Below are 24,798 nucleotides of genomic sequence, written 5' to 3' on the forward strand. Positions count from 1 at the left end.
CTCGGATTATTATACCCACTGCATTTCACGTAACAAGAACAACCCCAGGGTTGAGCTAAAAATTGACATCAGTGTACTACCAGCAATAATTGCGGCGGTTAAATGGTAATCGCCACCGATACTTCTGACCATTGGGTACGCTGCAGCCGCTGTGGGCGCAGCTGTCATCATAAACAGTACCCCAAGTTCCTCACCTCTGAGTCCAACATAGAAACCCAAAGCCGTGGCCACCACCGGGATAAATACAACCTTACTGCTTATTGCCCAATACAAGACGCTTGAAGAGCGAAATTCTTGCAAACGGATGATCGCTCCCACGCACAATAATGCCAAAGGTAAAGTCATACTCGCGAGATAATGGCCTGTATCGAGCATCAACCTAGGGACTTGAATAGGCAACAAAGCCACGAGTATCGCCAACGAAATAGCAATGGCTAAAGGATTAGTCAATACACTGTGTGCAACGTCTCTGACGCTAGGTGTTTTTTCTTGATGATAGTATAAGGTTAAAATAGAAAAGATATTTAACGGTACCACTAAAACGGCTAAATACATCGAAGCGATAGCTAAGGCCAAATCACCAAAGGCATTGACTGACAACGCCAAACCTATGATAGCCATATTGCCTCTACATGCTCCTTGTACAAAAGCGCCTCTAGCCAGTTTGTTAGCGATACCAAATGCCAAGAGGTGGAAAATCAAGAATACAGCTGTCATTGCACTGCCAGCAAACACAATCAACAAGGCAGGAAAATGATCAGTCAAATTAGTGGTCGCAATATTGACAAACAGTAAGCAGGGTAGCGTTAGGTTAAATACTAAGTCTGAGCCTGCTTTTGCAAATTCGTCTGTTATCCAACTTATACGTTTTAACAAAACACCCAAGCCGATGATCAGGCTAATCGGTAAGGTCACATCTAAAGCATAACTCAGTGATTCAAACATGGCCCTTCCAATTGCAGTAGATTATTCATTTAAGGTTTGCTTCTTTTGGCTGCCATCGAGACTGAACTGGTAATAAAGGTCGATGGCATTACTGGCGCCGCTCACCGCTTCAATATAAAGTTTAGGTAATAATTGATAACGTATTGCGACTTCTGAAATAGAATCAAATACCCCGACCCTATAACGTAATTGCACACCAGGAGCAACAGTACCTGTTAACGATAGTTGGGTACTATCACCTTGCCCCGACGTGTCTAAACTGACGTCTTCAAAACCAAGTGTATTGCCTACTTTGCTGATAATATTTTCACTTTGCCCCAAACCAAGAGACAGCAAGGCATTGGTTAAAATAGTATCTTGGCTGTCACCACTTGACTCATTTAAACTTCGCCCAGTTAACATGTAAGACAAGATCTGTTGTTGCTCCATCACAGGTTCAGAAAACACTGTGACTGTTGGGTTTTGCGCCATACCAACAACTAATAATCCAGCGATGACATCGTCCTCGGTTAATTTAGGATCACGCACCGCTTCTATATTCAAATATGGACGGCCTAGCGCATTAGTAAATAAAATATCACCGTCACGAATAACCAGTTTTTGGCCATAAGCCCGATACCTTCCATTAACCAGTTGCACCTCACCACTCCCAAATATTACCGCTTTATTGTTTTGCAGTCGCAATTGACCTTGTAAGTCGGTGGTTAATCCAAAGGCATCTAATTTGACCTCCTGACGCTCCAGAGGATCAAGTTTCAGCAACACATTCAGCACCAGCTTTTGTTGAGCTGTATTTTGTTCGGCCTGTTTTTCAACTAACACTACGTCTTTTGATGGAGATATTGACCCTTTTGGTAATTCACGTACTTTGACGCGTGCATAAGGGACAGCCACTTCACCTACTAATTCTAAATGATTGGGTTCGAACATAAGATTGATGTTTGGGCTAACCTTGGCTTTTACTATATTTTGATAATCAAATTCCAATGCTTCACCAGTAAGGTGTAAATGTCCTATAAGCGTTGGCAACCAAACAATATTACCCTGCATTTCACCTATACCTTTGCCTAGCTTATAACTGCCATTGAAATCAGCACTTTGTCCTTTTAAGCTGATACCTTGCTCAATGGCACTGAGTGCCACAGGCAATGATTCATCTTTTAACGCACCGTTGGACAGCTTTAATTCGCCAGTTAGCAAAGGATTATCAAGTGTGCCGTCAATTTGTACTTGGCCATTAATTCCCCCTTGTAATACATCCAATTGCGGGACTAGCACTTTAAGCGCAGCCAAGTCAAAACGCTCAATAAGTAACTCACCTTGTATAGGTCTGCTTAGTGGGTCGGCATACACGCCAGACTGCCCTTGTATGCTGGCGCTCAGAGAGCCAACCTGATTACCAGACAAATTAATTTTAGCCAGAATGTTTTTTGGAGTGATCTGTGCCTCAACTAACGTTTCGTCTAATGTCAGTTGAAAGTTGTCCTGCTCGCCAAATACCCAATCCCCTGAACTCAAATTAGCACGTAAGTTTGCATGAGGTAGCTGTGCAATATCCCACTCACCGGACATATCTAAATTTAGTCGACTATTAGTTTGAATTTTTGGCATTCCCGGCACCAAACGACGGACCACTGAAAGCATATCAAACTCTTTAAGTGACACACTCCAAGTTGCGGTGTTGTGCATAAATTCGGCCTGATTAATACACAGTTGATTGTCAAAATGCTGCCAGCAATGAGGTGCAATCTGATATTGCTGTTTGCCCCAATCAGCCTCAATTTTAAAAGGTTCAAGTAAGGTCAAATTTGCGTAAGATGATTTAATGTCACCAGATAACCAGTTACCTAGCCAAGACGTTTGATCAAGCTGGCCTTGAATACTCAAATTAACGTTGCTGTTTTGTCCACTGGTTGTCACATCAAATCGGTGATCATTAGCATCACCGCTTAATATCATCTGGGCACTATCAACTTGGTTACTTATGCCTTGAATACCCGCTAGATTTAGATTTAATTCCACCGGTTTTTGCTCATCCCACTTAATAGAGCCACTACCTTTAGCTTGCTGAATGAACACCTCTGAAATCAGCAAATTATTACCTGACAGCGCATAGCTTAGTTCTGGTTGTTCAACACTCCCCCTCACATTGCCTACTAAATTGAGTGAACCGCCTAATTGAGGAAGTGAATTTGAAAGGTCAGCAGCATCGAGTGAAAACGAAATATCAAGTGCTTGCTGCTGGGATACACCGCCGTCTAGTAGAAAAATATTCTCAGCATTTTTTAAGGACAATGCTTGCAGTTGCAGACCGTTGTTTTGATGAAAATCAACTCTGCCTGAGACACTTAAAGGGTAACCTTGCCACTGTCCGTTAATCTCTACCTCATTTAATTTAGCATTCCAAATACCTTGGCTTTTATTGGCTTGGCTGGACACTTCCCCATTAATATCTGCCCCCCATTCAGGCCATAAAATACCTGGGTCAAGGTGGCTTATAACAGAACTGCCTTGCCAATTGATAAACTCAGCAAAGGTCAATTTACCTTTGCTGAAGACTTGACCACCCAAGGTTTCCAGCAAAAACGCATCCAGTTCGAACTGTTTATCCCGTGGGGTTGATGTGGCGATAGCCCTGAGATTGATTTGAGTATCGGGGACATTTTCACCCACGAACCCAGCCTGCATCGCCATGTTCATCGTGTTTAAGTCACCTTGAATATCAATCTCACCTAACGCGGACTTAAACTTTGGCGCGACTAAAGGCCATTCCAAATAAGTCCAGTCTAACCTTATTTTGACAGGTAAGGTGGCTTTAGAAGGTTGTGCTGTGATATCTATCACTAGCTTTAAAGGTTTGGCTTGTGAAGCATTAGTTTGTGTTTTAACTGATAAAGATGTCTCAATTAATTCGACTTTTGTCGATAGGGAATGGATATTGCCTGAAGACCGTAATGTTAGCTTTAAGGGTGATTTTTGGTCTAAATTAGCATGGGTGTCTACAGAAAGCGCATGCTCATAATCACCATTTAACTGCAGATTACCCTTGGCGAACAACCGCCCTTGGCCATGCTCTACCAACAGCTCATGCAACATTATTGCTTTCTTACTGCCTGTGGCCTTTAGGCTGAGACTTTTAAGTTTAATCGGCTCTTGCCCTCCCAGTTGCGCACTAGCGGCAGACATGTTGAAGGCCAACACATCAAAATGTACAGGTAGCACAATAGAGCGTGGCGTGATGGGTTGATACTGCCATTTAGCCCAATCAAAGGGTTCAGCCTGAGTGGTTAATCGCTGATTTTCTGTGGCATAGGTTGTTAGATTAAATCCGTCCAACTGCATTTTTTCAATACGAAGGCGCTGATAAAAGTCCAATTTACCTGAAAGATTCTGCCAAGATATGTCTGCCGTATCTTGTACCTCTAGCGAAAACGTATTTATACTGAAATTTTGGATGGAGACAGGAAAGGGTAACGAAAAGGCTGCAGCAGCTTCAGTACTAGGCGATGGATCTGTTGCTTGTATTTTTACCACCATTCTCTGTGAACTGACTGAATCAATACACACGGCAAACCTGAATACACAAGACAGTTTTACTGAAAGAAGTAAGTCATTAATATCAACGTGACTAGCAGATTGTTGCCACTTTACAGAAGACAAATTCAGCTCAGATCCCAGACCACCACTGTGATAATCAATAGTTAATTCATCAACTACCCTGCTCACCGAGCTTATGACTGCTTGGGTGCCCCAAGGTGTAAATACACATCCTAACAAAATACCGATAACAATCATTAACAGCAACAATGACTTGAGCATGGCAGTGATGATTTTACGGTGTAAACTAGGGGTATTTTGTTGTGCTTCCACGTTTTTATGGGCATCAGCTACAGATCTCATAATGCAGGCCCCATGGAAATATGCACATAGCGTGTTTCACCAAAATCACTTTTACCTTTTGCTAGATACAAACGCACGGGTCCAATTGGTGAGTTCCATATGGCGCCAAGTCCAAAACCCATAGCAGGGCCATTAAATAACTCCTCGCTGGCATTACCTACATCCACAAAGGCTGCCGCTCGCCAATTTTTGGCAACAGGATAAGAATATTCAACACTGGCAACCGCTAAATATTGGCCACCTGTCAGTTCGCGTTCGCCATCTGAGTCAAGTTCGAAGGGGGATAAAGTTTTGTAATCAAAGCCACGAACACTTTGGTCACCTCCCGTAAAAAAGCGCAAACTTGATGGTACTTGCTCAAAATCATTGGTGACGATACCGCCCAACTCTGCCCGCCATAAAAAGCGATGCTGCCCGACACTTCTGACCCACTTCGATGCAGCTGTCACCCGCAACATATTGATATCTGACAACAAAGACTCTGAAGCAAACTCGGCAGTGATGATTTGTTTATCACCCCAATTAATATCCAAGCCACCCTTACTACGTAATCTGCTGAAGGTAAAACCTGGTGTCAGCAAGCGAGTGGTTTGTTCTGCCTCTAGACCCTGAATAAACGTTTCTTGCTCTAGCCTAAGAAAAGCGGAACGTTGCCAGTCTGAGTTTTCAACTGCCCAGTGCCGAGAGGCGGATATAGACCACTTATGACTACTGGTATCATTATCGTTTTGCGCTTGATACCCCGCCTGATAGCTCAAATAGTTATGAATAGCGTCTTCCAAAGGTACCTTGTAATCAAAAGACACATATTGCTCAGGAGAAGACACATATATTTGAGCGCCTGCTGAATGGCCGCTATCGTTTACCCATGGACGCTGCCACTTTCCGGTAAATCGTGGGCCGACATCAGAGGACACCCCCATTCCCAGATCAAAATTATCTCTTGGCTTATGGGTTAAAATAACGTCTATAGGCACAACGGCGTCGACCGATGATGCCACTAAAGGCCTGACAATCACATGGCGAAAGTATTGAGTTTGTTTAAGCCTTTGATTCAATAAACCCAGTTGACTGGCTTGATATAAATCACCCATCTTAAAAGGCGCTAAACGCTTGGCTAACGTTTGTGACCGAGTATCATTTGGAATGCGCAAGTCACCAAATTTGTAACGAATACCACTTTGAATAAGAATGGTAATATCAGCAACATTTAGCGATTCAAATACCTTTATATTGCTTTGTTCAAATTCAAAATCAAAGTACCCCCGTGACAAAGCTAAACTTTGCAATGCATTTTTAGCGTTTTCGTAGACTGAATGTTCAAGAGGTTGGCCTTGTTTAAGCGTGAAGGAGCTAAGTAAGGTTTGAATTGCTTCATCCTCGACTCCTTGCCCCTCAATTTTGATTGAAAGTTGCCTGACAAGTGTCAAGGGGCCTAACTCAACGTGTAAGCGCCAATTTTTATTTTTTGTTACACCACTTGAAGCCGCACTTGGGGGAGTCACCACAGTAATTGCATGATAATAGCCAAACACCTGTGTGGCGGCTGCCACTTTTAACTGCAAGTTTTCAAGGTATTGCCCAAATTGATAACTGGCATTGGGAATGTCTAGGCTTTCAATATGCGCCCTGACATTTTTTAACACCCGATCATCATCAATTCCTTTTATATCCACTTCTGCTGCGTGCACCTCAAACAAAGCCAATAATAATAGGGAGAGTAAAAACAAGGTTCTAAAAAAAGAGTGATAAAAGGACAAAACGTCTCGCTTTAAGATAAGGTGATATAGGAAAGTTCAACAGCCCTAACAATACAAAATAATTTGGTCAATATTCTACAATAGCCCCAAGCAACTGTATTGCACAAAATACGTATTTATACTTGGTCAGCCAGCCTTGTTGCATTACTCTTATAGGATGTTTTTAGTTTACATTAAGTTTATATGTCTTACCCGATAACACCACCCGCATTAAATAGGCCCGTTTGTATTGTCACCGGAGGAAGCTTTGGCATAGGTGATGCCGTGTGCGAAAAGTTTAGCGCTGAAGGTTACGCCGTGATAAACCTTGATATTCAAGCCAATCCAGCACAATCAAAAGCAATAAACTGGCGTAAATGTGATGTGTCAGTATCGTCTCAGGTTAGCGAGTGTATTCAAGACGCTATTAAGCAATATGGCAGAGTTGACTGCCTTGTTTCAAACGCAGGCATACATTTTTCTGGAACCATAGAAGACACAGATGAAAAGGATTTTGAACAAGTATTTGGCTTAAATGTAAAAGGCGCTATAGCAGCGACTAAAGCTGTGTTGCCGCAGATGAAATCACAACAAAGCGGCGTAATTTTATATATGGCGTCTGACCAAGCACTGATTGCTAAACATAACTCATTTGTGTACAACATGAGCAAAGCCGCATTGGCCTCAATGGCCAAAACGACGGCTTTGGATTACGCTAAATATCAAATAAGAGCCAACGCTATCTGCCCCGGCACCATAGAAACCCCTTTGTATCATAAAGCAATTAATCGCTATGTTGCTCAATCGGGTGCCAATATTGAGCAAGTACATGCTGAAGAAGCAGCACTGCAACCCATAGGACGACTCGGAAAAACTAGCGAAGTAGCCGCTTTGACCTATTTTTTAGCCACTGATGATGCACGATTTATCACTGGCAGTTTGCAAGTCATCGACGGCGGTTATACGGCGCAATAGCGCATCCAACACCATGACTGACTCACACCACAAAATTATCGATCCCCATCTGCACTTATTTAATCTGCAAAAAGGCGATTACGCTTGGCTAAAACCTCAAAATCCACCTTTTTGGCCAGACAAGCAAATTATAAACAAAAGTTTTGTGGAAGCAGATGTATGGATGTATCCACCTCAGCAACTGGCTGGATTTGTGCACATCGAAGCAGGCTTTGACAATCACCTGCCTTGGCGAGAAATAGACTGGTTACAACAGCATTGCTCCATCCCTTTTTCATCTGTGGCCTTTGCCGATATCACCGCCACAACTTTTGCTGAACATATCAAGTTGTTAAAACAACGAAAATCAGTGGTAGGTATTCGGTATATTCTCGATGAACAGGCTGAACAAATTCTGACGTCTGAATTAATAGATCAACATTTTGCTTTGTTATCACAATATGAATTCAGTTTTGACGCGCAGTTATCACTGGCAGATGCACCCGCTATCGAACAATTATTTAAATTAGCAACCAAACATAAGTCAGTGCGTATCATCATTAATCATGGAGGGGCTCCCCCCACTAAAAACGATGTGTACAGCCAAGGAAAATGGAAGCTCAACCTACAAAAACTGAGTCAATGTGAAAATGTCGCGATTAAATTATCAGGCTGGGAAATGTCGAATAGAGCCTGGCAACCAGAGCATGCCGCGAATGTAATACAAGACTGTATAGTAACATTGGGCGATACAAGAGTGATGTTAGCCAGTAACTTTCCACTGTGTTTATTATCAATGTCCTACGCCGACATATGGAATACTTACGCAGTATTACCTGAAATAAGTGCTCAATGTTTTGAAAAAATCACTTTTAGTAATGCTAAAAGTTGGTACCGTTTACCTTGAACAAAAACCTACATTTTCTCCAATCGTTCATTGATACATTCATAAGAACCCATCTCAAACTCTCGACAAATCCATGGGCGATTCTCATAGATAGAACACATTAATGTATCTCGGTCTAAAGCGGAACACCAACCATCGTCTAAGCGCAGCATAGTTTCACTCCCATGTTCATCAACATGAATATGTTGACTAGGCACACCCGTATCTGAGATGAGCATCACTTCTAAACTACAACAACATGCCTTGCAGTTGGAACATGTCACTTCTGTAGGGGGGATATTTTTTACTACAATCATACTAAACGTTCATGCATTAAGTTATTACTAGGATACGCTAGATAATAAATATTCTCGAGCTCACTGAATACTCTCTTTGAGTAAAACCTGCACCGAGTTACATACGGCGCTAGTTATCCCTTTAAAACTCGGTAATAATCACCAGACCAGAATGACTAGAGTGCCTTTTTTGAATTACCTAAACCTTAGTAAAAATTCTTCTACTTATATACAAAGCTCGTTGAAAGCTGGCGTACTGACTATCATGATGAACAAGCCAAAGAAATTAAATGGCTGGACAACCGAAATGATGGAGGCCTTTGCGACAGCGTTTGAAACGCAGCTAAAGATGAAGCCACTAAAGCCGTGATTTTCTCCGGAACGGGGGATTATTATTCAGCAGGTGTCAATCTGGGTGGCACTTTAAAACTAATGGCACCTAAAAAACTGCATCAATTGATTGTTGAACATAACCAAAGCTTATTTGATAAGTATCTAACATTCCCCAAACCTATTTTGGTCGCAGTCAATGGCCCTGCTATTGGTGCCAGCGTGACTTCAGCCACGTTATGCGACGCTATTATTGCGGCTAACACATCAACATTTTCAACCCCTTTCGCCGCACTGGGGATTACACCAGAAGGGTGTTCTAGTGTTCAGTTTGCAACACTGATGGGAGAAAAGAATGCACAGCGTATGTTAAAAAAGGAAGGCTGGAGGCCCAACGCACAAGAAGCCCTCACTGCGGGTTTAGTACAATGGGTCGTACCAAAAGATCAACTGCAAGCCCAAGCTCAAAAAATAGCTCAGCAATGGGTGATTGATGGCCGCAGACGCAAAATTTTAGGTGGCATTGCCTTATCAGAATTACAGGCGGTTAATAAACGTGAGTCAATCGAGCTTGCTAACCGATTTTTTGGCGCTGAATTTTTAAGAGGCCAATTCACGTTTCTATGGCGAAAAAAGAAACACTTACCGTCTATGGTATTTTTGTTACTTTGGTTACTGCGCCCTTTATGGAAACGTTTTTATGATACAAACATTAGCTTTCAAAGCCACGCACGTCTTCGATTAGTTATTGTGAACATTATTCTAAACCGACCTTAACTTAGGTAATTAATGCCTGTTTTGCTATTCAACCAGAGCTGAGGTTACTTAGAGGTGTAGCGACAATAAAGATTGCCCCTAGCCGTTAATGTTTGCCCGTAAGAGTGTTACAAGACAAAAAAGCATGCCCGCAGTACAAAATTTGGTCAATCAACGTCACTGCCCCCATCGATTGGCGCACAAAAAAAAGCACCTACCGATTGGCAGATGCTTCTAGAATAGTTTTTAACTAAATTAAGATTTTTTCTTAAATCTACGTGATGCTAAACCCATTAGGCCTAATGCGAAGATGGCAAGGGTTGATGGCTCAGGAACCTTTACACCTGCATCTTCCGCATCGAAACTAAACAAGTGTGCATTGCCTGTAGAAAATGCGAATCCAGAACCGTAACCAGCTTTTTCAATTACTGTTTGAGTACTATTTAAGTTTGAGGCTGCATCAGACCAAGAAGATACATTTGAGAACGCATTTTGTACATCCGCTAAACTAGCGCTGTATGTTGCTGCTTCTACATCAAAGTTATTGTAACCAGTAAGGTAGGAACTAAGGTTAGAGCTCATTGCAACTGATACGGATGTCATATTCACACCATTAATCAAACCGCTAATGTTTTCTTCTTGTCCCCCTCCTCCCATACCCAAAACATAGAATTTGTCATCACCCGCAGCAAGAGTAAAGCTGAGAGAAGATAAATTTCCAATTTGAGTTTTCCAACCTACGTTGTTTTGATACAAAATGTTGTTAATATTTGTAGCGTTCCCACTAAACACTGCAAAGTCATTGTCAGCCACAATTGACATTTCAAATGTCAATTGTGGCATTTGCAAAACCACTAGCCGTCAAAACTAATCCAGCAAAAGCCATTTTCAAAAATTTATTTTTCATTTTAATATTCCTCTTAATACCTTCATTGGAAGGTAGTTACTAAGTTGATGATTCATCGTGTACTAAACAATGGTACAGCACAAAGCAGGCCAAAATTATTATATTCAACAATTACAATGGGTTATAAAAAAACAAAATTAAATTTTTCGGATATGTAAAATAACCCGACACACAAACGTACAAATAATAAGCAATCGTATCATCGATGTAGTTCTAATAACCCCCCCATAACCATGCAAGAAGGAGGTCAGAACTTTTAACCTCGACCCTAGCAGATCAAAAGGTAAAATTGGCTCACCTTACAAAGTGAAATACTCAGTTGGTTGTATATACCCATACCACTGTTACTATGGGTGTTCCAATAAAGGGTCAGTTATTTTAAGTGAAAAACACATGTCGAATCAAAAATCTGGGGCAGGCAGTTACGAACAAGTATTAGCCGAGCAACAAGCATATATAACCAAGCGCGCATCGGGTTATCGAGAACAAGCCCTTAAGATATATCCTTGGATCTGTGGCCGTTGCACCCGTGAATTTTTCCACAAAAATCTTTCGGAGTTAACGGTTCACCACGTCGATCATAATCATGGCAATAATCCCAGCGATGGCAGTAACTGGGAACTGCTGTGTTTGTATTGTCATGATGAAGAGCATTCTAAGTTTGAAAATCTGGTGCGCTACGGCAGTACTGAAGATACCGAAATCAAAACCAGCACTTACAATCCATTTGCAGATCTAAAAGACAAAATGCAACAAAAAAAATAGGTGCCAGGTTGTTTTTCATACAGGCTCAGCACTCATACTATTTTCTTACTTTATCGATAAAGTATTTCTCATGATACCAGTAGGATGAACACTGATGGCTATGCCAAAACTGCTTAGTCAATATATATAATGTCGCTTCACGACTGACAAACCCTACTTGGGTGATTGCCAATCATATAAATCACACATACTTCTTTATTTTCAGGATCATCATGTAACATCCATCAACAGTTATTATTCTTTCAATACAATTTGACAAAAGCTGATAGTATGCGCTCGAAAACACTTAGTATCGATGGGCGCATTCTCGGGGTAAGTCATGGCTTAATTTTTTTTAACTTTTACAGGTAATATAATGTCAGTACAACCAAGCAGAACAAAACGTCTTCAAAAAAAAATGTATTTAGGTGAGTGGGCTATCTTAGGCTTTGAGTTTAGCTTTGTGTTAACCGAAGCATCAGAAGAACAATATGAACAATATGAACAATATGAACAATATGAACAATTTTTTAATAGTCTTGAAGCACTAGTCAATACCGAAGAGCTTTATATCAGTCTTGAAAACGATAATGAGTCATTCCAAGGCTCTGTGACATCCGCAGAACGTTATGGCAACACCACAGAAGAAAACAGAACTGCTGTTGAAGCGCTCCTGAATAATAATGCTATCGTCAGTGAAGTAAACGTAGGTGTTTTAGTGGATGCTTTTTACGAAATGTAAGGATTGAACACTAAGAAAAAAGGAAGTGCACTTCTACATTGAATCTAGGTCTTGTATGAATCAATGTAATGATGACTGCTCAATGAGCAGTCATTAAACTCAATGCTCTCGGTGTGCATATATCTCTGTGATTAAATTCATGATTGCTTTTAACTGGTATCACGAGACAATCGGCTCAAAAATTATACCGCAGCCCAACAGTAGCCGTGGTCACTGTTAAGTTATCTTGCCCCTTAATATATTCTATCTCAGCGCGAACCATAATCCGGGCACCGTCAAAATAATCATAACCTAAACCAATAACCCCAGCGACACCACTTTCGTCATAATCACAGATTGTTTCGTCATAATCACAGATTGTCGCGGCACCAAAATCAGCAATGGCCATTACATTGGCTTGGCCAAATTCGCATTCCCTCACGCCCACTAAAAGTTGCTGGCCACGAATATCGGTTTTTAGCACACCTAGTCGATAAAATAACTCTCCAGTTGGACTAGACGCTTTACCAAGAAAAGTCAAAAACAAAACATCGCCTTGTTGAACATTTTCAGCATTGGTAATATCTGTGGCGGTCGGTAAATCAGTCGAGTACAAAGTATTATGGATCAATTTTTGGTAACCCGCTTCAACATACCACTGAGGGTCAAACTGATAACCAAAACCATTATATAGCCAAGGTTTTTGTCGGGTTCTTGAATAAATTCGACATCTGAATAACCCACTGAAAATACATTATAAAGATTATTAGCTGCTAATGTTTGAACACTCACCGTTCAACTTAGAACCAATATACCGATCTGCTTTTTTAAAAGCGCTAAAATTCCATATGACTCACTATTAATAATACAATACTACATTCATACTTTGCTGCAATAGTGTGCGAACTTATATCTTGATACGGTTGCGTAATAACTCCCCTCTTTCATCACCCATTTATGGTTAACTGATTGATAGATTTTCCCTAAATGCAGATGACAAATTGCGATCCTCTTTGACCCTGTTTAATATGAGCATCATTGAATATAAATATGGAGTGCCTTTTGTTAAATCACATTTTGTTAAACCACGTTTTATTTAAAATCTTAACTATCAGCTTATTGGTTAGCGCATGTGCTAGTCATGCCCCGCCAATCATGACAGATGAAAAATTTGACTCTCGGGTAACGGATAAAGGGCAAACTGAATTTGTTTATGGCATTTCTTGGCAGAATACATCTCAGGAATCGTTACTCCGCGATGGTCGTACCAAAATAAAGCGACTTAAAACTGACGAGCGTTTTTTGCAAGAAAGGCCCAATAGATTAGCCATGCAAGCCAACAACCAAACCAAACTTGACTTGGAAGATCAGGCCGCTCAAGGCTTAAAACAAAGACTAGTAAAAGAGCAGCTTTGTGCTGAAGGATATGAGATCAGTAATGTGTTCTGGAAAGCCGAAAGTATTCGCTTACTCGGATATTGTTTTTAGGTCATATGGGTATAATAGCCCCAATCCGGGCAATAGACTGAATAAATTAAGGACAAATAATGAAAAGTATTAAAACTCGCGCAGCGGTTGCTTGGGCTGCTGGTGAACCACTAAAAGTTGAAGAAGTTGATTTAGCACCACCACAAAAAGGTGAAGTGTTGGTCAGAATAGTTGCTACCGGCGTGTGTCATACTGATGCATATACATTATCTGGTGATGATCCAGAGGGATTATTCCCCGCGATTTTAGGCCATGAAGGCGCGGGTATTGTTGAAGCAATTGGCGAAGGAGTGACACTGGTTGAAGTAGGTGATCATGTTATTCCTTTGTACACGCCCGAATGTGGAAAGTGTAAGTTCTGCCTATCAGGCAAAACTAATTTGTGTCAGGCAATACGCAGCACACAAGGCAAAGGCGTGATGCCCGACGGCACCAGTCGATTTTCTATTAAAGGACAACCCATTTATCATTATATGGGCACCTCTACTTTCGCTGAACATACCGTAATACCTGAAATTGCTTTAGCAAAAATCCCAAAAGACGCTCCACTAGAAAAAGTGTGTTTGCTAGGTTGTGGTGTCACAACCGGTATGGGCGCGGTGACCAACACTGCAAAAGTAAAAGTAGGTGATACGGTTGCGGTATTTGGTTTAGGCGGCATTGGCCTTTCGGTGATAATAGGCGCAAAAATGGCCAATGCAGGGCGCATTATAGCTATCGATATTAATGATGGTAAATTCGAAATCGCCAAACAATTAGGGGCGACAGATGTTATTAATCCTAAAGACTACGGCAAACCGATCCAAGAGGTCATAGTCGATATGACAGAGGGTGGTGTAGATTTCTCCTTTGAATGTATCGGTAACGTTGACGTGATGCGCTCGGCATTAGAGTGTTGTCATAAAGGCTGGGGAGAATCCATTATTATAGGCGTAGCAGGAGCGGGGCAAGAAATATCCACTCGGCCATTCCAATTAGTCACGGGAAGAGTCTGGCGTGGCAGCGCTTTTGGTGGCGTAAAAGGTCGTAGCCAATTACCCGATTACGTGCAGCGTTATATGGACGGTGAATTTGAACTAGATACCTTCATTACACATACCATGCCATTAGAAGAGATCAATTCTGCTTTTGATTTGATGCATGAGGGCAAGTCTATTCGTACAGTGGTGCATTTCTAATGACAGTTGCAACCAAAGGTGCAAGCAGATTAGCGGAACTCAGTGCTAATAAGTGTTTTGGTGGTTGGCAAAAACGCTACAGCCACAAATCAGCTGTACTCAAATGCGAAATGCAGTTTAGCGTATTTATTCCACCGATTGTCAACCAAGACGAAAAGTTACCTGCGCTTTATTGGTTGAGTGGCCTGACATGCACTGATGAAAACTTTTCTGCAAAAGCTGGCGCGCAAAGGGTAGCGGCTGAACTAGGTATCATGCTGATCATGCCTGATACCAGTCCTCGTGGCGATAACGTACCTGATGCGGCAGATGCGGCATACGATTTAGGCTTAGGAGCAGGGTTTTACCTTAATGCCACCCAAGAACCTTGGCATGAGCATTATCAAATGTACGACTACATTGTTGAAGAGTTACCCGCCCTGATTAATAAAGAATTTAATGTCAAAGCTAAATCTGCAATAGGCGGACATTCAATGGGGGGGCATGGCGCGCTCATCATTGCACTGTCTAATATGAAGCAATATTGCTCTGTATCTGCCTTCGCGCCTATTGTTAATCCCGCGGATTGCCAATGGGGTCAAAAGGCTTTTAACAACTATTTAGGTGCTAACCAAAGGGACTGGGAAGCTTACGATAGCTGTGCATTGATGCGTCAACAAGGAAAATTCCTGCATATTCCAATGTTAGTGGATCAAGGCCTAGATGATAATTTTTATCATACTCAGAAACTCACTAAACCATTAGAAAGCGTAGCATTAGAAATAGGGTACAAAGCTGAATTTCGTTATCACCCAGGTTATGACCACAGTTATTTTTTTGTTGCTAGCTTTATTGAAGAACACTTGAGGTTCCATGGGAAATATTTGCTGGAATAATATTACTCCTGTGGTTTCAATGACCACTCTGTTAATACAGCACAACATACTTACAGAGCCAGTATTAATAAACAGTTAGAGCATTAAAACCAACTGTACTCAACCAAAGTGACATTCCAATGATATTGGTTTACTTGCCTGTGGTATTGCACCTGCAATGCCCATTTTGTGAGCTAAGTTGTTTATCGACCGCTAGAGCCAATATGATTGACGCGTAACAGGCTTGTTATGCGTTAATCAATGCCAAACTGGCAAATGTTTCATCACATATTAGCCCGTTTATCACACAGATTTAACATGAACACATCATCAATTTATTTTTACCTACAAAACATCTTTTAATAGTATTTTAGATCTCAATTAGAATGTTTTAATTACCTATAAGAATGTACATTTATTTAAAAAAAGCTATATAAAGATCACAGATACTCATCAAAATTATCTCATCACAGTAAAAATTATTATTTTTTTCACTTTATTAAAATTAAATTTTTAAATTAGATCATTGAAAAATATAACTATTTTATATCCCATAAAGATAGTTAATACGTAAATCATTAACAAACATATTAAATATTTTGATCTTTTCATGTAAATCAGTATTATAAATAACAACTGGTCAGATGAGCGGATGAGATAAAATGAGTATTAGAACAAGTCTTAAAAAAGTATTACCTCCTATTTCAATTACCGAGCAAGAAGCCTTAGAGGCAGGGGATGTATGGTTAGAAGCGTCTATTTATCGGGGTAAACCTGACATGCATGCATTGCGTACCATACCTACAGCTAAGCTAAGTGCCCAAGAGCAGGCATTTTTAGACGGTCCCGTTCATCAAGTACTATCCATGGTGGATGACTTTGCTTTGCAAAGCGCAAAACATATTCCACAAGAGATTTTAGACTTTTTATCTATTAACAAATTTTTTGCCTTAATCATTCCTAAGAAATTTGGTGGCTTAGAGTTTTCTCCTTATGCCAACTCAACCATAGTAGCAACACTAGCAGCCAAAAGTGGTGCATTAGCCGTTACCGTTATGGTGCCTAATTCTTTAGGCCCAGGTGAGTTATTAATGCATTACGGCACACCAGCACAACAAAATCATTACCTTCCACGCTTAGCTGTGGGCCAAGATATTCCATGCTTTGCCTTAACTAGCCCAGAAGCAGGCTCTGATGCCGGCGCTATTCCAGATGCAGGCATCGTCACTAAAGGCATGTGGGAAGGTAAAGAAGTCATTGGTCTCAGAGTAACTTGGGACAAGCGATATATTACGCTAGCACCCATAGCGACAGTACTAGGCTTGGCTTTTAAAGTATTTGATGTAGATGGCTTATTGGGCTCACAAGTCGAACTGGGTATTACTTGTGCACTTATCCCTAAATCACACCCTGGTGTTGAGTTAGGCAATCGCCATGACCCGATGGGAGTGACCTTTTATAACGGCACAACACGTGGACAAGACGTGTTTATTCCTATGGACTTTGTCATCGGCGGACAAGATAACATTGGCCGTGGTTGGCAGATGCTCGTTGCCTGCTTGGGTGCTGGCCGTGGAATATCGTTGCCAGCAATGGGCGTAGCATCGGCCCAAACATCTTTTAAATCTACAGCTGAATATTCCTTTGTGCGTGAGCAGTTTGGTGTACCGATTGGGCGTTTTGAAGGTATTCAAGAAGAAATGGCTGACATTGCCGGTAAAACCTTTGTCCTTGAGGCTATGCGAGTATTGACCACAGAAGGCCTTAACTTAGGTCTTAAACCAGGTGTGGTAACGGCGATTGCTAAGTATCATATGACCGAACTAGGCCGTGAAGTAGTCAACTCTGCGATGGATATCCAAGCAGGTAAAGCCATTCAGCGTGGGCCACAAAATACCTTAGCTGGTGGTTATGTTGCTTTACCTATCGCGATTACAGTGGAAGGTGCAAATATTCTGACACGTAGTTTAATGATATTTGGTCAAGGTACCATGCGCTGCCACCCACACTTAAAAGAAATGGTTGACCTTATCCATAGTACCGAGCAAGATGCCGATGCTACGATTCAACAAGGTACTCGGCAAAACCGATTGCTTTTAGTGTCAAAAACGCGCTCCGCAGTTTGTCCAAGAGCTACCTGCTCCTTTCACTCGCGGCGCTCGAGTCAGCCTTACCGGAAGTGCGTAAAGTACGAAAAACGTATGAATGCCCTTTCTGCCAAACTAGCCCCTATGGCTGATTTGTCACTACTGGTTCTGGCGGGTGATTTGAAGAAAGCTGAAATGTTATCAGCACGTCTTGGTGACGTAATGAGTTACATGTACGCATGCCATGGCTGTCGTGCGGTTTTACGAGCAGCGTGTTGAGAGTCGCAGCGAGGCATTACCATACTTTGAATATGCTATTCAGTGGTGTTTAAACAAAGGCGAAACAGCACTCAATGAGTTTATTGTGAATTTCCCAAATACGGCTGTACGCGGCTTAATGCGTGTATTAACCAACACATACACCACGGCTGTTACAGGTATTTCAGATGACTTAAAACGTAAACTATCTGAAGCTTCGATGCAAGACACCAGCATCAAAGCACAGTTGTCCCATTTGGTTAAAGTCATCCCCGGGGATGGCAACGACATCAACGAGCAGGCGTTTAAGGCCAAACATGCCGTGATGCCACAACTCAAAAAGGTTCAAAAAGCTTTGCGCAAGACACCTGTAGTGCCTTTCATTTCTTTTGAGCATGCGGTTGGTAAATTGCAACAAGCCGGTGAACTGACCGCACAGGAAGTCGCGTTAGTCATCGAATACAATGACAAACGTAAGTTGGCTATCCGGGTTGACGAGTTCACTTTTGATATGGACTTGTTAGATAGCAACGTAGAGCTGGTAAACGACAAAGACTCAGCTAGGGCAAACGCTGCGTAAACTCTAAGACAGAGTGATTTGAAAACAAAAACGGAGTTGATATTTCAACTCCGGTTTTTAAATGTAAATCCGTTAACCACTTAACCACTTAACCACTTAACCACTTAACCACTTGAATGCATAAGTGTTGTTAGGACATAAACCTTCCACCACTGATTTGAATCACTTCACCTGTAATCCAAGACGAATCTTCAGAAGCTAAGAATAAAGCCAAGCTTGCAATGTCTTGAGGTTGACCCAGTCGTTTTAATGGAGTTTGCCCAATAATCTCGTCCTCACGTTTAAATAAACCTGCCTCAATGTATAAATCGGTTTCAACTGCACCAGGGGCGATGGCGTTCACTCGAATACCTTTGTCACCCAACTCTGACGCATAACACTTAGTTAATGTATTCATGGCAGCTTTGGTAGCAGAGTAGATGCTGCCCCCTGCCCCACCTTTTGCAGCAATCGAGCTGATATTGATAATGACACTGCCAGTTGGCATGATGGTTGATACTTTTTGAGTTAAAAATATTGGTCCAAATACGTTTAGTTCAAACTGTTTCTTAGTGTCAGCAAGGGTAATATCCTGCAAGCGCTCAAGTGTCGCCCATCCAGCGTTGTTGACTAAAATATCAACCCCGCCAAATGCCGTACATGCCTGCTCAACTAACGTATCAATGCCACTTTGTTGACTGACATCTGCCTGAACGGCTACTGCCAAGCCACCGTGTTTAATAATATCGGCAACAATGTCATCAGCTTTTTGTTGGCTATTAAGGTAATTCACTACAACTTTCGCACCTTGTGCTGCAAACTCTCGAGCAACACACGCACCAATACCTCTAGAGCCACCAGTCACAATAGCCACTTTGCCCTGTAGCTTCATAGACAGCTTACTTCACTTCCATATTAGGTGAGCGATAAACCAATTCATCATTTAGTTCAATACCAATGCCCGGCTCTTCTGACACTTCAAAAAATCCATTAACCGGCTGAGGATCTTGAATACATAACTCTCTATTCCAATCTTTAATCGCATAAGTATGATGCTCATGAATTAAGAAATTAGGGATGGCAGTTTCTAAATGTAAACTAGCAGCAGTCGCCACGGGGCCACCACATACATGGGCTTGCACGCGAATATCGTATACATCAGCGTAATCACAGACTTTTTTAGTTTCGGTAAATCCGCCGCATAGCCCCACATCGGGTTGCAAAACATCAATACTTTGATCTTCAAAGTAAGGGCGCACATCCCAGCGGTGATATAGTCGTTCGCCCCCAGCAATAGGTACTCGTACATTTTCAGCGACTTTTTTATGCACAGCAGAATTCAAGTAGTTCACTGGCTCTTCGTACATCATGCAGCCTACTTCTTCAACCACTTCACCCATTTGAATCGCCGAGGCTGCGCCCATTAACGAGTGCGACTCAAATATAATATCTACATCTGGCCCTACGGCCGTGCGAATAGCCCGTAAGCGATCACCAAATAAGCGCATTTGCGGTTTAGTAAATAATTTAGTGCGGTCATAAGAACCATTTCCCTGGGCATCGTACACTATGGGATCAACCTTAACCGCATCATAACCTTCTGCTACCGCCTTCAGTGCCGCTTCTGCATATTGCTCTGGATGAGTTAACTTTGTGATTTCTTTGTCCCAATCAAACTGCAACTGGCTGGCATAAGTGCGTAATTTACCGTTGGTTTTACCGCCAAGAAGTTGATAAACCGGCACGCCAAAGATTTTGCCTTTAATGTCCCACAAGGCAGTATCAATCGCACTCATAGCAGCATATAAAACCGGCCCTCCACCTAGTCCCCAAAAGCTTTCTCGCAGCATACGCGACCACAATAACTCGGTATTCATAGGGTTAAAACCAATCAACATAGCTTCTGCAATCTCTTTAATCATATGCGCAGCAGCGCTATGGCCTAAATCGTAGGCTAAACCTGCCTCACCAACGCCTGACAAGCCTTCATCTGTATGAATTCGCACAAAAATCGGATTCCACATGGTGCGTTTTGGGCAATGAATGTCGAAAATTTCAACACGGTTAATTTTCATTTTTATTTCCTATTCTTAAATTCTGGAAAGCTAATTCGCTAAAATTGGATTACTCACAAAAAGTAGGGTCAAGTTTATAAGCGCGCCTTAACATGGCTGGCCAAGCTTTTTGCCCACCTGTTTCTCCGCTATGTACAATGTTTGCCTGTGCATAAATACCCTCGACAATAGGTTGTGGAATTTCGATAATGTCTTGACCACTTTGCATCAACTCCATTTGAATCTCACAGGCTCTTTGTAAGTCGTAAAAACGCATAAACGCATCACCTACAGTTGCGCCCAACGTTAATCCACCATGATTATGCAGTAGCATGTGATTGGTCTGTCCAAGATCAGCTTGCAAGCGGACTTTTTCAGCATCATCCACGGCTAACCCTTCATAACCGTGATAACTTAACGATGATAACGAAAACATCGCATATTGGCTCCAAGGTTGTAATCCACCTTGTACCGTTGCCACGCCAATTGTGGCTTTGGTATGCAAATGGATCACGCATTGTGCATCATGTCGTACTTCATGAATGGCACTATGAATAGTAAAACCAGCAGGGTTAATGTGATAGGGTGAGCCATCTAATACGTTACCTTGCAAGTCTACTTTGACTAAATTAGACGCGGTCACTTCGTCAAACGTTAAACCAAAGGCATTCACCAAATAATGTTCTGTACTGGGTACCCTTGCTGACAAATGAGTATAAATAAGGTCACCCCAACCATGATCAGCCACCAGCCGATAGCATGCGGCTAAATCTACTCGCGTTTGCCATTCTTGCTGCGAAACCTTGTCTTTAAGACTAAATTTTTCGAGTTGAAACACCTTGCCTGCCCTTTATTGATTAACCTAATTAAACGCCTATCAGCGGATAGCGATAACGCAAATACTACCTTAATTGCCCCTCATAATTGAGAGAAAAGATAAGGTCTGTGGTTATTTCATATGCTTTAAGGCTCATAGCGCAGAATGTTACGCTTCACCCCACATCATTATCCTGTAGAAACCACTTAATTATCTGGATTGGCACAATTCTCTATATTCTGGCCATTGTTACATCAACTATTAAGCTCAATAACGAGTCAGCACCAAGCATGAAAATCTGAAATCCTTTGAAAATACGAGGTTAGAATCAAGAATCGCTCGTCAACAAAAAGCTAAGGTTTTGCGTATTCTTATTCATCTATCGATTATGTGCTTTCATTGCTCTGTGTGATTTGAATTCTGTTAAGTATCGAATCAAAATCACTACAGTAAACTTGGCTCAGCTTGGAGCCAGTTTTCTGTGGCATATTGCGTATTGGCACAGGTAATATGCAGGGTGAAGGCATGACGCGACTTATCAGATAAATTAGGCGCGCTGAAATGTGGTAACAACCCATTAAATACCACTAATGTGCCTTTTTTAACTTCTAAAGGTTTGGCACAATCATCGTTCGGCCACGGCATATCATGTAAAGTTTTTAACTCTGTACTGTCATCGGGATAACGCAAAAACTGCTCTTTTAAGGGGATAACCGGCCCGCCCGATTGCACCTGCAAACAGCCATTTAGCAAGGTTGCATCTTCCACTGCTAGCCAAAATGTCACCACTGAAAGAGGTGATGTAAAAAAATAACTGGCATCCTGATGCCAACGAATAACACCGCCAATTTTAGGTTGTTTGAAAATGTACATGGATTGGTGAATTTGAGGCCGCTGCAATCCTAGATCCTGTGCAATACTTTTAATTTTATTATTGTGGCTAAAAGTCTTAAATTCGGGAACAAGTTGATGCAAAGCATGACCAATTTTATTAATACTCAGTGACTTATCTTGTTTAAGCCCACCTGCTTGGTCAAAGGCATCTTCTTCAAAAAAACACCTCACTTTATCGCCAGAAGATAAAAAATAGTCATCCCGCGTTTTACTATGATCTTCAGTGGAAAATACAGACCGGGTAGAATTGGGGTCAAAATTGGTCACTATTTTATTTGCAGAATTTTTAAGTGAACGCATCTGCTCGTCTGAAAAGCACTGCTCGAGTACCAAATATCCATTTTGTTGGTAAGATGTTAATTGTTCTTTTGTCAGCATTTAAGTGTCTCGTACTACTAAGAAGTGGGATGATATTAAGGCTAGCAAGATGGCTTATATAAGACAAAATTTCAAGCTTCTGATATAACCATCATCATAGGTTACCAGATAACCTTATGCATTAAGCCCTTTCAATGCTGGATTGATAATAAGACTCGTTGACCTAACACATTAAACGGCCCATTGGCTGCACCACTTTACTCACGCCATCGATTATAGGACTAATTTTTGTTATCACAGTCTCAAATCAATATAGCTAACCAATAAATTGCTATTTTGACTAAATTTGTGTAGATTTCTTTGCGACTAACTATTAACAAAACAAAAATAACTATATTTATCATACACTTAACAATTTGGCACATGTTCTGCTCCTACCCGCTACTAACACTAGACTCAACAACACATTATGCAAAAAGGGCAACTATGACATCTTCTCAATTATCAACCGCGGCATTACTGACCGCTTTAACCTTAAGCACATCAGGCTGTATCATTCACGTGGGTGCTCAAGATCATAATAACAGTGATAATGCTGATTATAGTAGTGTGTTTGGTGGCGTAGATGTTTCCAAAAACAAACAAGTGGGTGAGCTTTCGTCAGTCAACGGCAATATCAATATTGAAGATAATGTTAGGGCTGAAGATGTTAATGCCGTCAATGGCAATATCGAAGTAGACAACAACGTTCAGGTACATGATTTGTCCACCGTCAATGGAGACATCCAAGCACAAACCTATTTGTCAGTGAAACGTGACGTTAGCACTGATTAATGGCAACATTACCCTTGGCGCTGACTCAATGGTAGGTAAAGATGTCTCGACGGTTAATGGCGATATTTCTACTCACCCAAACCTTTGTTAGCAATGACGTCAAGACCAAAAATGGCAGCATCAACCTTGTTGACGGTTCAGTTGTTGGCGGAGATATAGAGTTTGAGTCTCAAGATGATGGGGGTTGGTGGAGTGACAAATCACGTGAACATAACCCACCAACCTTAACGATTGATGAGTCATCGGATGTAAAAGGAAAAATTGTCTTGCACCAAGTGGTTGTTTTGGAAATTGACAACCCGGCACTGTTAAAAAAAGTGGAACGCCGTTACAAAACTCAAGAATAGCTAAACCTGGTGGGCCGCATTTTGAGTCGGCCTCACCCATTTGATTGGTAAGTAAGACTAAACAATGATTCTTTTATCATAGAGTTGCTGATAAAAAGGCTGAACTTGATTAACCACATCAAGCTGCTCATCATTCAGCTGTATTTGTTTCTCCGAATACGGTGCAAAACCAGTGGAGTTTTCAACACTCTTATACCAATGTCTTGCCCAAACACCATCGCTTGCACGGCTGCCTTTTGGCCAATTCAACATTGCTGGCATAAATGGCACACTTAACTTTTTCGCACAACAGTCTTAAAGTATTTTCAGGATCTTTGAGCACATCATTTGAATCGACAATAGGGATGTCTTGACCAGAAGCCAGACTAATTTCTTGATACAACTCAAACTGCCTTTTAATGCCTATATCTTCGACCGAACAGACGCCACGGCTATTGGTATAAGAATTGACGATCTCAGCGGGATCGCGGATCAAAAAACAATGTTGTAGTTCTTTGACCCAGCTTAAATCGATCCCTGCTAATATATGATGTGTCATATGTTTTTGATACTGTACTTTGCTTGTACACTTAGCGTTAACCAGCTCACTGGTCACATCTTCATAACGAACACTTTGACTCTGCAACACTTCATCAAAACACGGGTGTGGGCTGCGGGTTTTATACAGATAAAATCCGTAAAATGGCTCATCAATTACTTGTGTATCAATGCGATTTTCCCAACTACGCATCATGGCTGTAGAAATATTCCGTGGACCAGACCACATCGCAATCCTCAGCGTCATCAGTCACTTCCTTGTGTTTCAGTCTCAATCAACTGAATATATAGTTTTTGTAGTCGCGCTAACATAGGTTTTTGACCACTACCTATGGTGCGTCCATCTACTTGGGCAACAGCCGATAAACCTGCAAAAGTGCCCGTAATAAATGCTT

Annotated in this window: 22 protein-coding genes and 1 pseudogene; 12 read left to right on the forward strand and 11 right to left on the reverse strand. The window is 41.5% G+C overall.

All coding sequences use genetic code 11. The annotated features are described in order from the left end of the window. Positions 1-9: 9 nt before the first annotated feature. The 3 genes from Q0Y52_RS16400 to Q0Y52_RS16410 are packed head-to-tail and all read right to left on the reverse strand — an operon-like array spanning position 10 to position 6,605. Positions 10-945, reverse strand: a complete 936-nt coding sequence (locus tag Q0Y52_RS16400; RefSeq protein WP_297823500.1) for an AEC family transporter — start codon at positions 943-945, stop codon at positions 10-12. A gap of 21 nt (positions 946-966) precedes the next feature. Then, complete coding sequence (locus tag Q0Y52_RS16405; RefSeq protein ID WP_297823502.1) at positions 967-4,845, reverse strand: translocation/assembly module TamB domain-containing protein; 3,879 nt, start codon at positions 4,843-4,845, stop codon at positions 967-969. Then, positions 4,842-6,605, reverse strand: a complete 1,764-nt coding sequence (locus tag Q0Y52_RS16410) for an autotransporter assembly complex family protein (protein ID WP_297823503.1) — start codon at positions 6,603-6,605, stop codon at positions 4,842-4,844. Before Q0Y52_RS16410 ends, Q0Y52_RS16405 begins: the two co-directional genes overlap by 4 nt. 183 nt (positions 6,606-6,788) lie before the next feature. Between Q0Y52_RS16410 and Q0Y52_RS16415 the strand changes: the two genes are divergently transcribed. Continuing rightward, positions 6,789-7,559 (forward strand): SDR family oxidoreductase, encoded by a 771-nt coding sequence (locus Q0Y52_RS16415; RefSeq protein WP_297823505.1) that lies wholly within the window; start codon positions 6,789-6,791, stop codon positions 7,557-7,559. A 13-nt stretch (positions 7,560-7,572) separates the two neighbouring features. Next, complete coding sequence (locus tag Q0Y52_RS16420) at positions 7,573-8,445, forward strand: amidohydrolase family protein (protein ID WP_297823507.1); 873 nt, start codon at positions 7,573-7,575, stop codon at positions 8,443-8,445. An 8-nt stretch (positions 8,446-8,453) separates the two neighbouring features. On the opposite strand, the gene Q0Y52_RS16425 is transcribed toward Q0Y52_RS16420, so the two are convergent. Beyond that, on the reverse strand, positions 8,454-8,741 hold the full coding sequence (locus Q0Y52_RS16425; protein ID WP_297823509.1) for a YkgJ family cysteine cluster protein: 288 nt from the start codon (positions 8,739-8,741) through the stop codon (positions 8,454-8,456). Positions 8,742-9,086: 345 nt separating this feature from the next. On the opposite strand from Q0Y52_RS16425, the gene Q0Y52_RS16430 reads away from it, so the two are divergent. Continuing rightward, positions 9,087-9,827, forward strand: a complete 741-nt coding sequence (locus tag Q0Y52_RS16430) for an enoyl-CoA hydratase/isomerase family protein (RefSeq protein ID WP_297823511.1) — start codon at positions 9,087-9,089, stop codon at positions 9,825-9,827. 234 nt (positions 9,828-10,061) lie between these two features. Here the strand turns inward: Q0Y52_RS16430 and Q0Y52_RS16435 are convergent, their stop codons facing one another. Further along, positions 10,062-10,649 (reverse strand): PEP-CTERM sorting domain-containing protein, encoded by a 588-nt coding sequence (locus tag Q0Y52_RS16435; protein WP_297823513.1) that lies wholly within the window; start codon positions 10,647-10,649, stop codon positions 10,062-10,064. A gap of 457 nt (positions 10,650-11,106) precedes the next feature. On the opposite strand from Q0Y52_RS16435, the gene Q0Y52_RS16440 reads away from it, so the two are divergent. After that, a complete protein-coding gene (locus Q0Y52_RS16440; RefSeq protein ID WP_297823516.1) occupies positions 11,107-11,478 on the forward strand; it encodes a YajD family HNH nuclease in 372 nt (123 codons plus the stop codon). A gap of 355 nt (positions 11,479-11,833) precedes the next feature. Continuing rightward, positions 11,834-12,199: a 50S ribosome-binding protein YggL gene (locus Q0Y52_RS16445; protein ID WP_297823518.1), complete on the forward strand. Its 366-nt coding sequence runs from the start codon at positions 11,834-11,836 to the stop codon at positions 12,197-12,199. A gap of 175 nt (positions 12,200-12,374) precedes the next feature. On the opposite strand, the gene Q0Y52_RS16450 is transcribed toward Q0Y52_RS16445, so the two are convergent. Further along, a complete protein-coding gene (locus Q0Y52_RS16450; protein WP_297823520.1) occupies positions 12,375-12,809 on the reverse strand; it encodes a hypothetical protein in 435 nt (144 codons plus the stop codon). Between the two features lie 431 nt (positions 12,810-13,240). Between Q0Y52_RS16450 and Q0Y52_RS16455 the strand changes: the two genes are divergently transcribed. The 5 genes from Q0Y52_RS16455 to Q0Y52_RS16475 all read left to right on the forward strand — a co-directional run bounded on the left by Q0Y52_RS16455 (position 13,241) and on the right by Q0Y52_RS16475 (position 18,623). Beyond that, positions 13,241-13,666, forward strand: a complete 426-nt coding sequence (locus tag Q0Y52_RS16455; protein WP_297823522.1) for a hypothetical protein — start codon at positions 13,241-13,243, stop codon at positions 13,664-13,666. 59 nt (positions 13,667-13,725) lie between these two features. After that, positions 13,726-14,844: an S-(hydroxymethyl)glutathione dehydrogenase/class III alcohol dehydrogenase gene (locus Q0Y52_RS16460; RefSeq protein WP_297823523.1), complete on the forward strand. Its 1,119-nt coding sequence runs from the start codon at positions 13,726-13,728 to the stop codon at positions 14,842-14,844. Beyond that, positions 14,844-15,719 (forward strand): S-formylglutathione hydrolase, encoded by an 876-nt coding sequence (fghA, locus tag Q0Y52_RS16465; protein ID WP_297823525.1) that lies wholly within the window; start codon positions 14,844-14,846, stop codon positions 15,717-15,719. Before Q0Y52_RS16460 ends, fghA begins: the two co-directional genes overlap by 1 nt. 641 nt (positions 15,720-16,360) lie before the next feature. Further along, the gene (locus Q0Y52_RS16470; protein ID WP_297823527.1) at positions 16,361-18,064 is read left to right on the forward strand and encodes an acyl-CoA dehydrogenase; all 1,704 of its coding nucleotides are present in this window, start codon (positions 16,361-16,363) and stop codon (positions 18,062-18,064) included. Next, complete coding sequence (locus Q0Y52_RS16475; RefSeq protein ID WP_297823529.1) at positions 18,030-18,623, forward strand: acyl-CoA dehydrogenase domain-containing protein; 594 nt, start codon at positions 18,030-18,032, stop codon at positions 18,621-18,623. The genes Q0Y52_RS16470 and Q0Y52_RS16475 overlap by 35 nt, the downstream gene beginning before the upstream one ends. Before the next feature lie 130 nt (positions 18,624-18,753). Here Q0Y52_RS16475 and Q0Y52_RS16480 read toward each other — a convergent pair whose 3' ends face one another. From Q0Y52_RS16480 to Q0Y52_RS16495, 4 genes are all read right to left on the reverse strand, one after another. Then, a complete protein-coding gene (locus Q0Y52_RS16480) occupies positions 18,754-19,494 on the reverse strand; it encodes an SDR family NAD(P)-dependent oxidoreductase (protein ID WP_297823531.1) in 741 nt (246 codons plus the stop codon). Positions 19,495-19,501: 7 nt separating this feature from the next. Beyond that, on the reverse strand, positions 19,502-20,677 hold the full coding sequence (locus tag Q0Y52_RS16485) for a mandelate racemase/muconate lactonizing enzyme family protein (protein ID WP_297823533.1): 1,176 nt from the start codon (positions 20,675-20,677) through the stop codon (positions 19,502-19,504). A 49-nt stretch (positions 20,678-20,726) separates the two neighbouring features. After that, entirely contained in the window at positions 20,727-21,494 is a 768-nt protein-coding gene (locus Q0Y52_RS16490; RefSeq protein ID WP_297823535.1) for a class II aldolase/adducin family protein, read from the reverse strand. A gap of 423 nt (positions 21,495-21,917) precedes the next feature. Beyond that, on the reverse strand, positions 21,918-22,745 hold the full coding sequence (locus Q0Y52_RS16495; protein WP_297823537.1) for a phytanoyl-CoA dioxygenase family protein: 828 nt from the start codon (positions 22,743-22,745) through the stop codon (positions 21,918-21,920). Between the two features lie 426 nt (positions 22,746-23,171). Here Q0Y52_RS16495 and Q0Y52_RS16500 point away from each other — a divergent pair, with 426 nt between their 5' ends. Beyond that, the gene (locus tag Q0Y52_RS16500) at positions 23,172-23,519 is read left to right on the forward strand and encodes a hypothetical protein (protein WP_297823539.1); all 348 of its coding nucleotides are present in this window, start codon (positions 23,172-23,174) and stop codon (positions 23,517-23,519) included. A gap of 41 nt (positions 23,520-23,560) precedes the next feature. Beyond that, a complete protein-coding gene (locus Q0Y52_RS16505) occupies positions 23,561-23,866 on the forward strand; it encodes a hypothetical protein (RefSeq protein ID WP_297823540.1) in 306 nt (101 codons plus the stop codon). A 57-nt stretch (positions 23,867-23,923) separates the two neighbouring features. On the opposite strand, the pseudogene Q0Y52_RS16510 reads toward Q0Y52_RS16505, so the two are convergent. Next, a pseudogene (locus Q0Y52_RS16510) lies at positions 23,924-24,650 on the reverse strand (hypothetical protein). Positions 24,651-24,798 lie beyond the last annotated feature (148 nt).

The organism is uncultured Paraglaciecola sp. (genome assembly GCF_943787955.1).
Taxonomy (GTDB): domain Bacteria; phylum Pseudomonadota; class Gammaproteobacteria; order Enterobacterales; family Alteromonadaceae; genus Paraglaciecola.

What these genes read in the sequence shown, in the direction of transcription:
- Q0Y52_RS16400 (WP_297823500.1), bottom strand. Translation starts at nt 945, where the DNA reads ATGTTTGAATCACTGAGTTATGCTTTAGATGTGACCTTACCGATTAGC.
- Q0Y52_RS16405 (WP_297823502.1), bottom strand. Translation starts at nt 4,845, where the DNA reads ATGAGATCTGTAGCTGATGCCCATAAAAACGTGGAAGCACAACAAAAT.
- Q0Y52_RS16415 (WP_297823505.1), top strand. Translation starts at nt 6,789, where the DNA reads ATGTCTTACCCGATAACACCACCCGCATTAAATAGGCCCGTTTGTATT.
- Q0Y52_RS16420 (WP_297823507.1), top strand. Translation starts at nt 7,573, where the DNA reads ATGACTGACTCACACCACAAAATTATCGATCCCCATCTGCACTTATTT.
- Q0Y52_RS16425 (WP_297823509.1), bottom strand. Translation starts at nt 8,741, where the DNA reads ATGATTGTAGTAAAAAATATCCCCCCTACAGAAGTGACATGTTCCAAC.
- Q0Y52_RS16435 (WP_297823513.1), bottom strand. Translation starts at nt 10,649, where the DNA reads ATGCCACAATTGACATTTGAAATGTCAATTGTGGCTGACAATGACTTT.
- Q0Y52_RS16440 (WP_297823516.1), top strand. Translation starts at nt 11,107, where the DNA reads ATGTCGAATCAAAAATCTGGGGCAGGCAGTTACGAACAAGTATTAGCC.
- Q0Y52_RS16445 (WP_297823518.1), top strand. Translation starts at nt 11,834, where the DNA reads ATGTCAGTACAACCAAGCAGAACAAAACGTCTTCAAAAAAAAATGTAT.
- Q0Y52_RS16460 (WP_297823523.1), top strand. Translation starts at nt 13,726, where the DNA reads ATGAAAAGTATTAAAACTCGCGCAGCGGTTGCTTGGGCTGCTGGTGAA.
- fghA (WP_297823525.1), top strand. Translation starts at nt 14,844, where the DNA reads ATGACAGTTGCAACCAAAGGTGCAAGCAGATTAGCGGAACTCAGTGCT.
- Q0Y52_RS16470 (WP_297823527.1), top strand. Translation starts at nt 16,361, where the DNA reads ATGAGTATTAGAACAAGTCTTAAAAAAGTATTACCTCCTATTTCAATT.
- Q0Y52_RS16475 (WP_297823529.1), top strand. Translation starts at nt 18,030, where the DNA reads ATGGCTGTCGTGCGGTTTTACGAGCAGCGTGTTGAGAGTCGCAGCGAG.
- Q0Y52_RS16480 (WP_297823531.1), bottom strand. Translation starts at nt 19,494, where the DNA reads ATGAAGCTACAGGGCAAAGTGGCTATTGTGACTGGTGGCTCTAGAGGT.
- Q0Y52_RS16485 (WP_297823533.1), bottom strand. Translation starts at nt 20,677, where the DNA reads ATGAAAATTAACCGTGTTGAAATTTTCGACATTCATTGCCCAAAACGC.
- Q0Y52_RS16495 (WP_297823537.1), bottom strand. Translation starts at nt 22,745, where the DNA reads ATGCTGACAAAAGAACAATTAACATCTTACCAACAAAATGGATATTTG.
- Q0Y52_RS16500 (WP_297823539.1), top strand. Translation starts at nt 23,172, where the DNA reads ATGACATCTTCTCAATTATCAACCGCGGCATTACTGACCGCTTTAACC.
- Q0Y52_RS16505 (WP_297823540.1), top strand. Translation starts at nt 23,561, where the DNA reads ATGTCTCGACGGTTAATGGCGATATTTCTACTCACCCAAACCTTTGTT.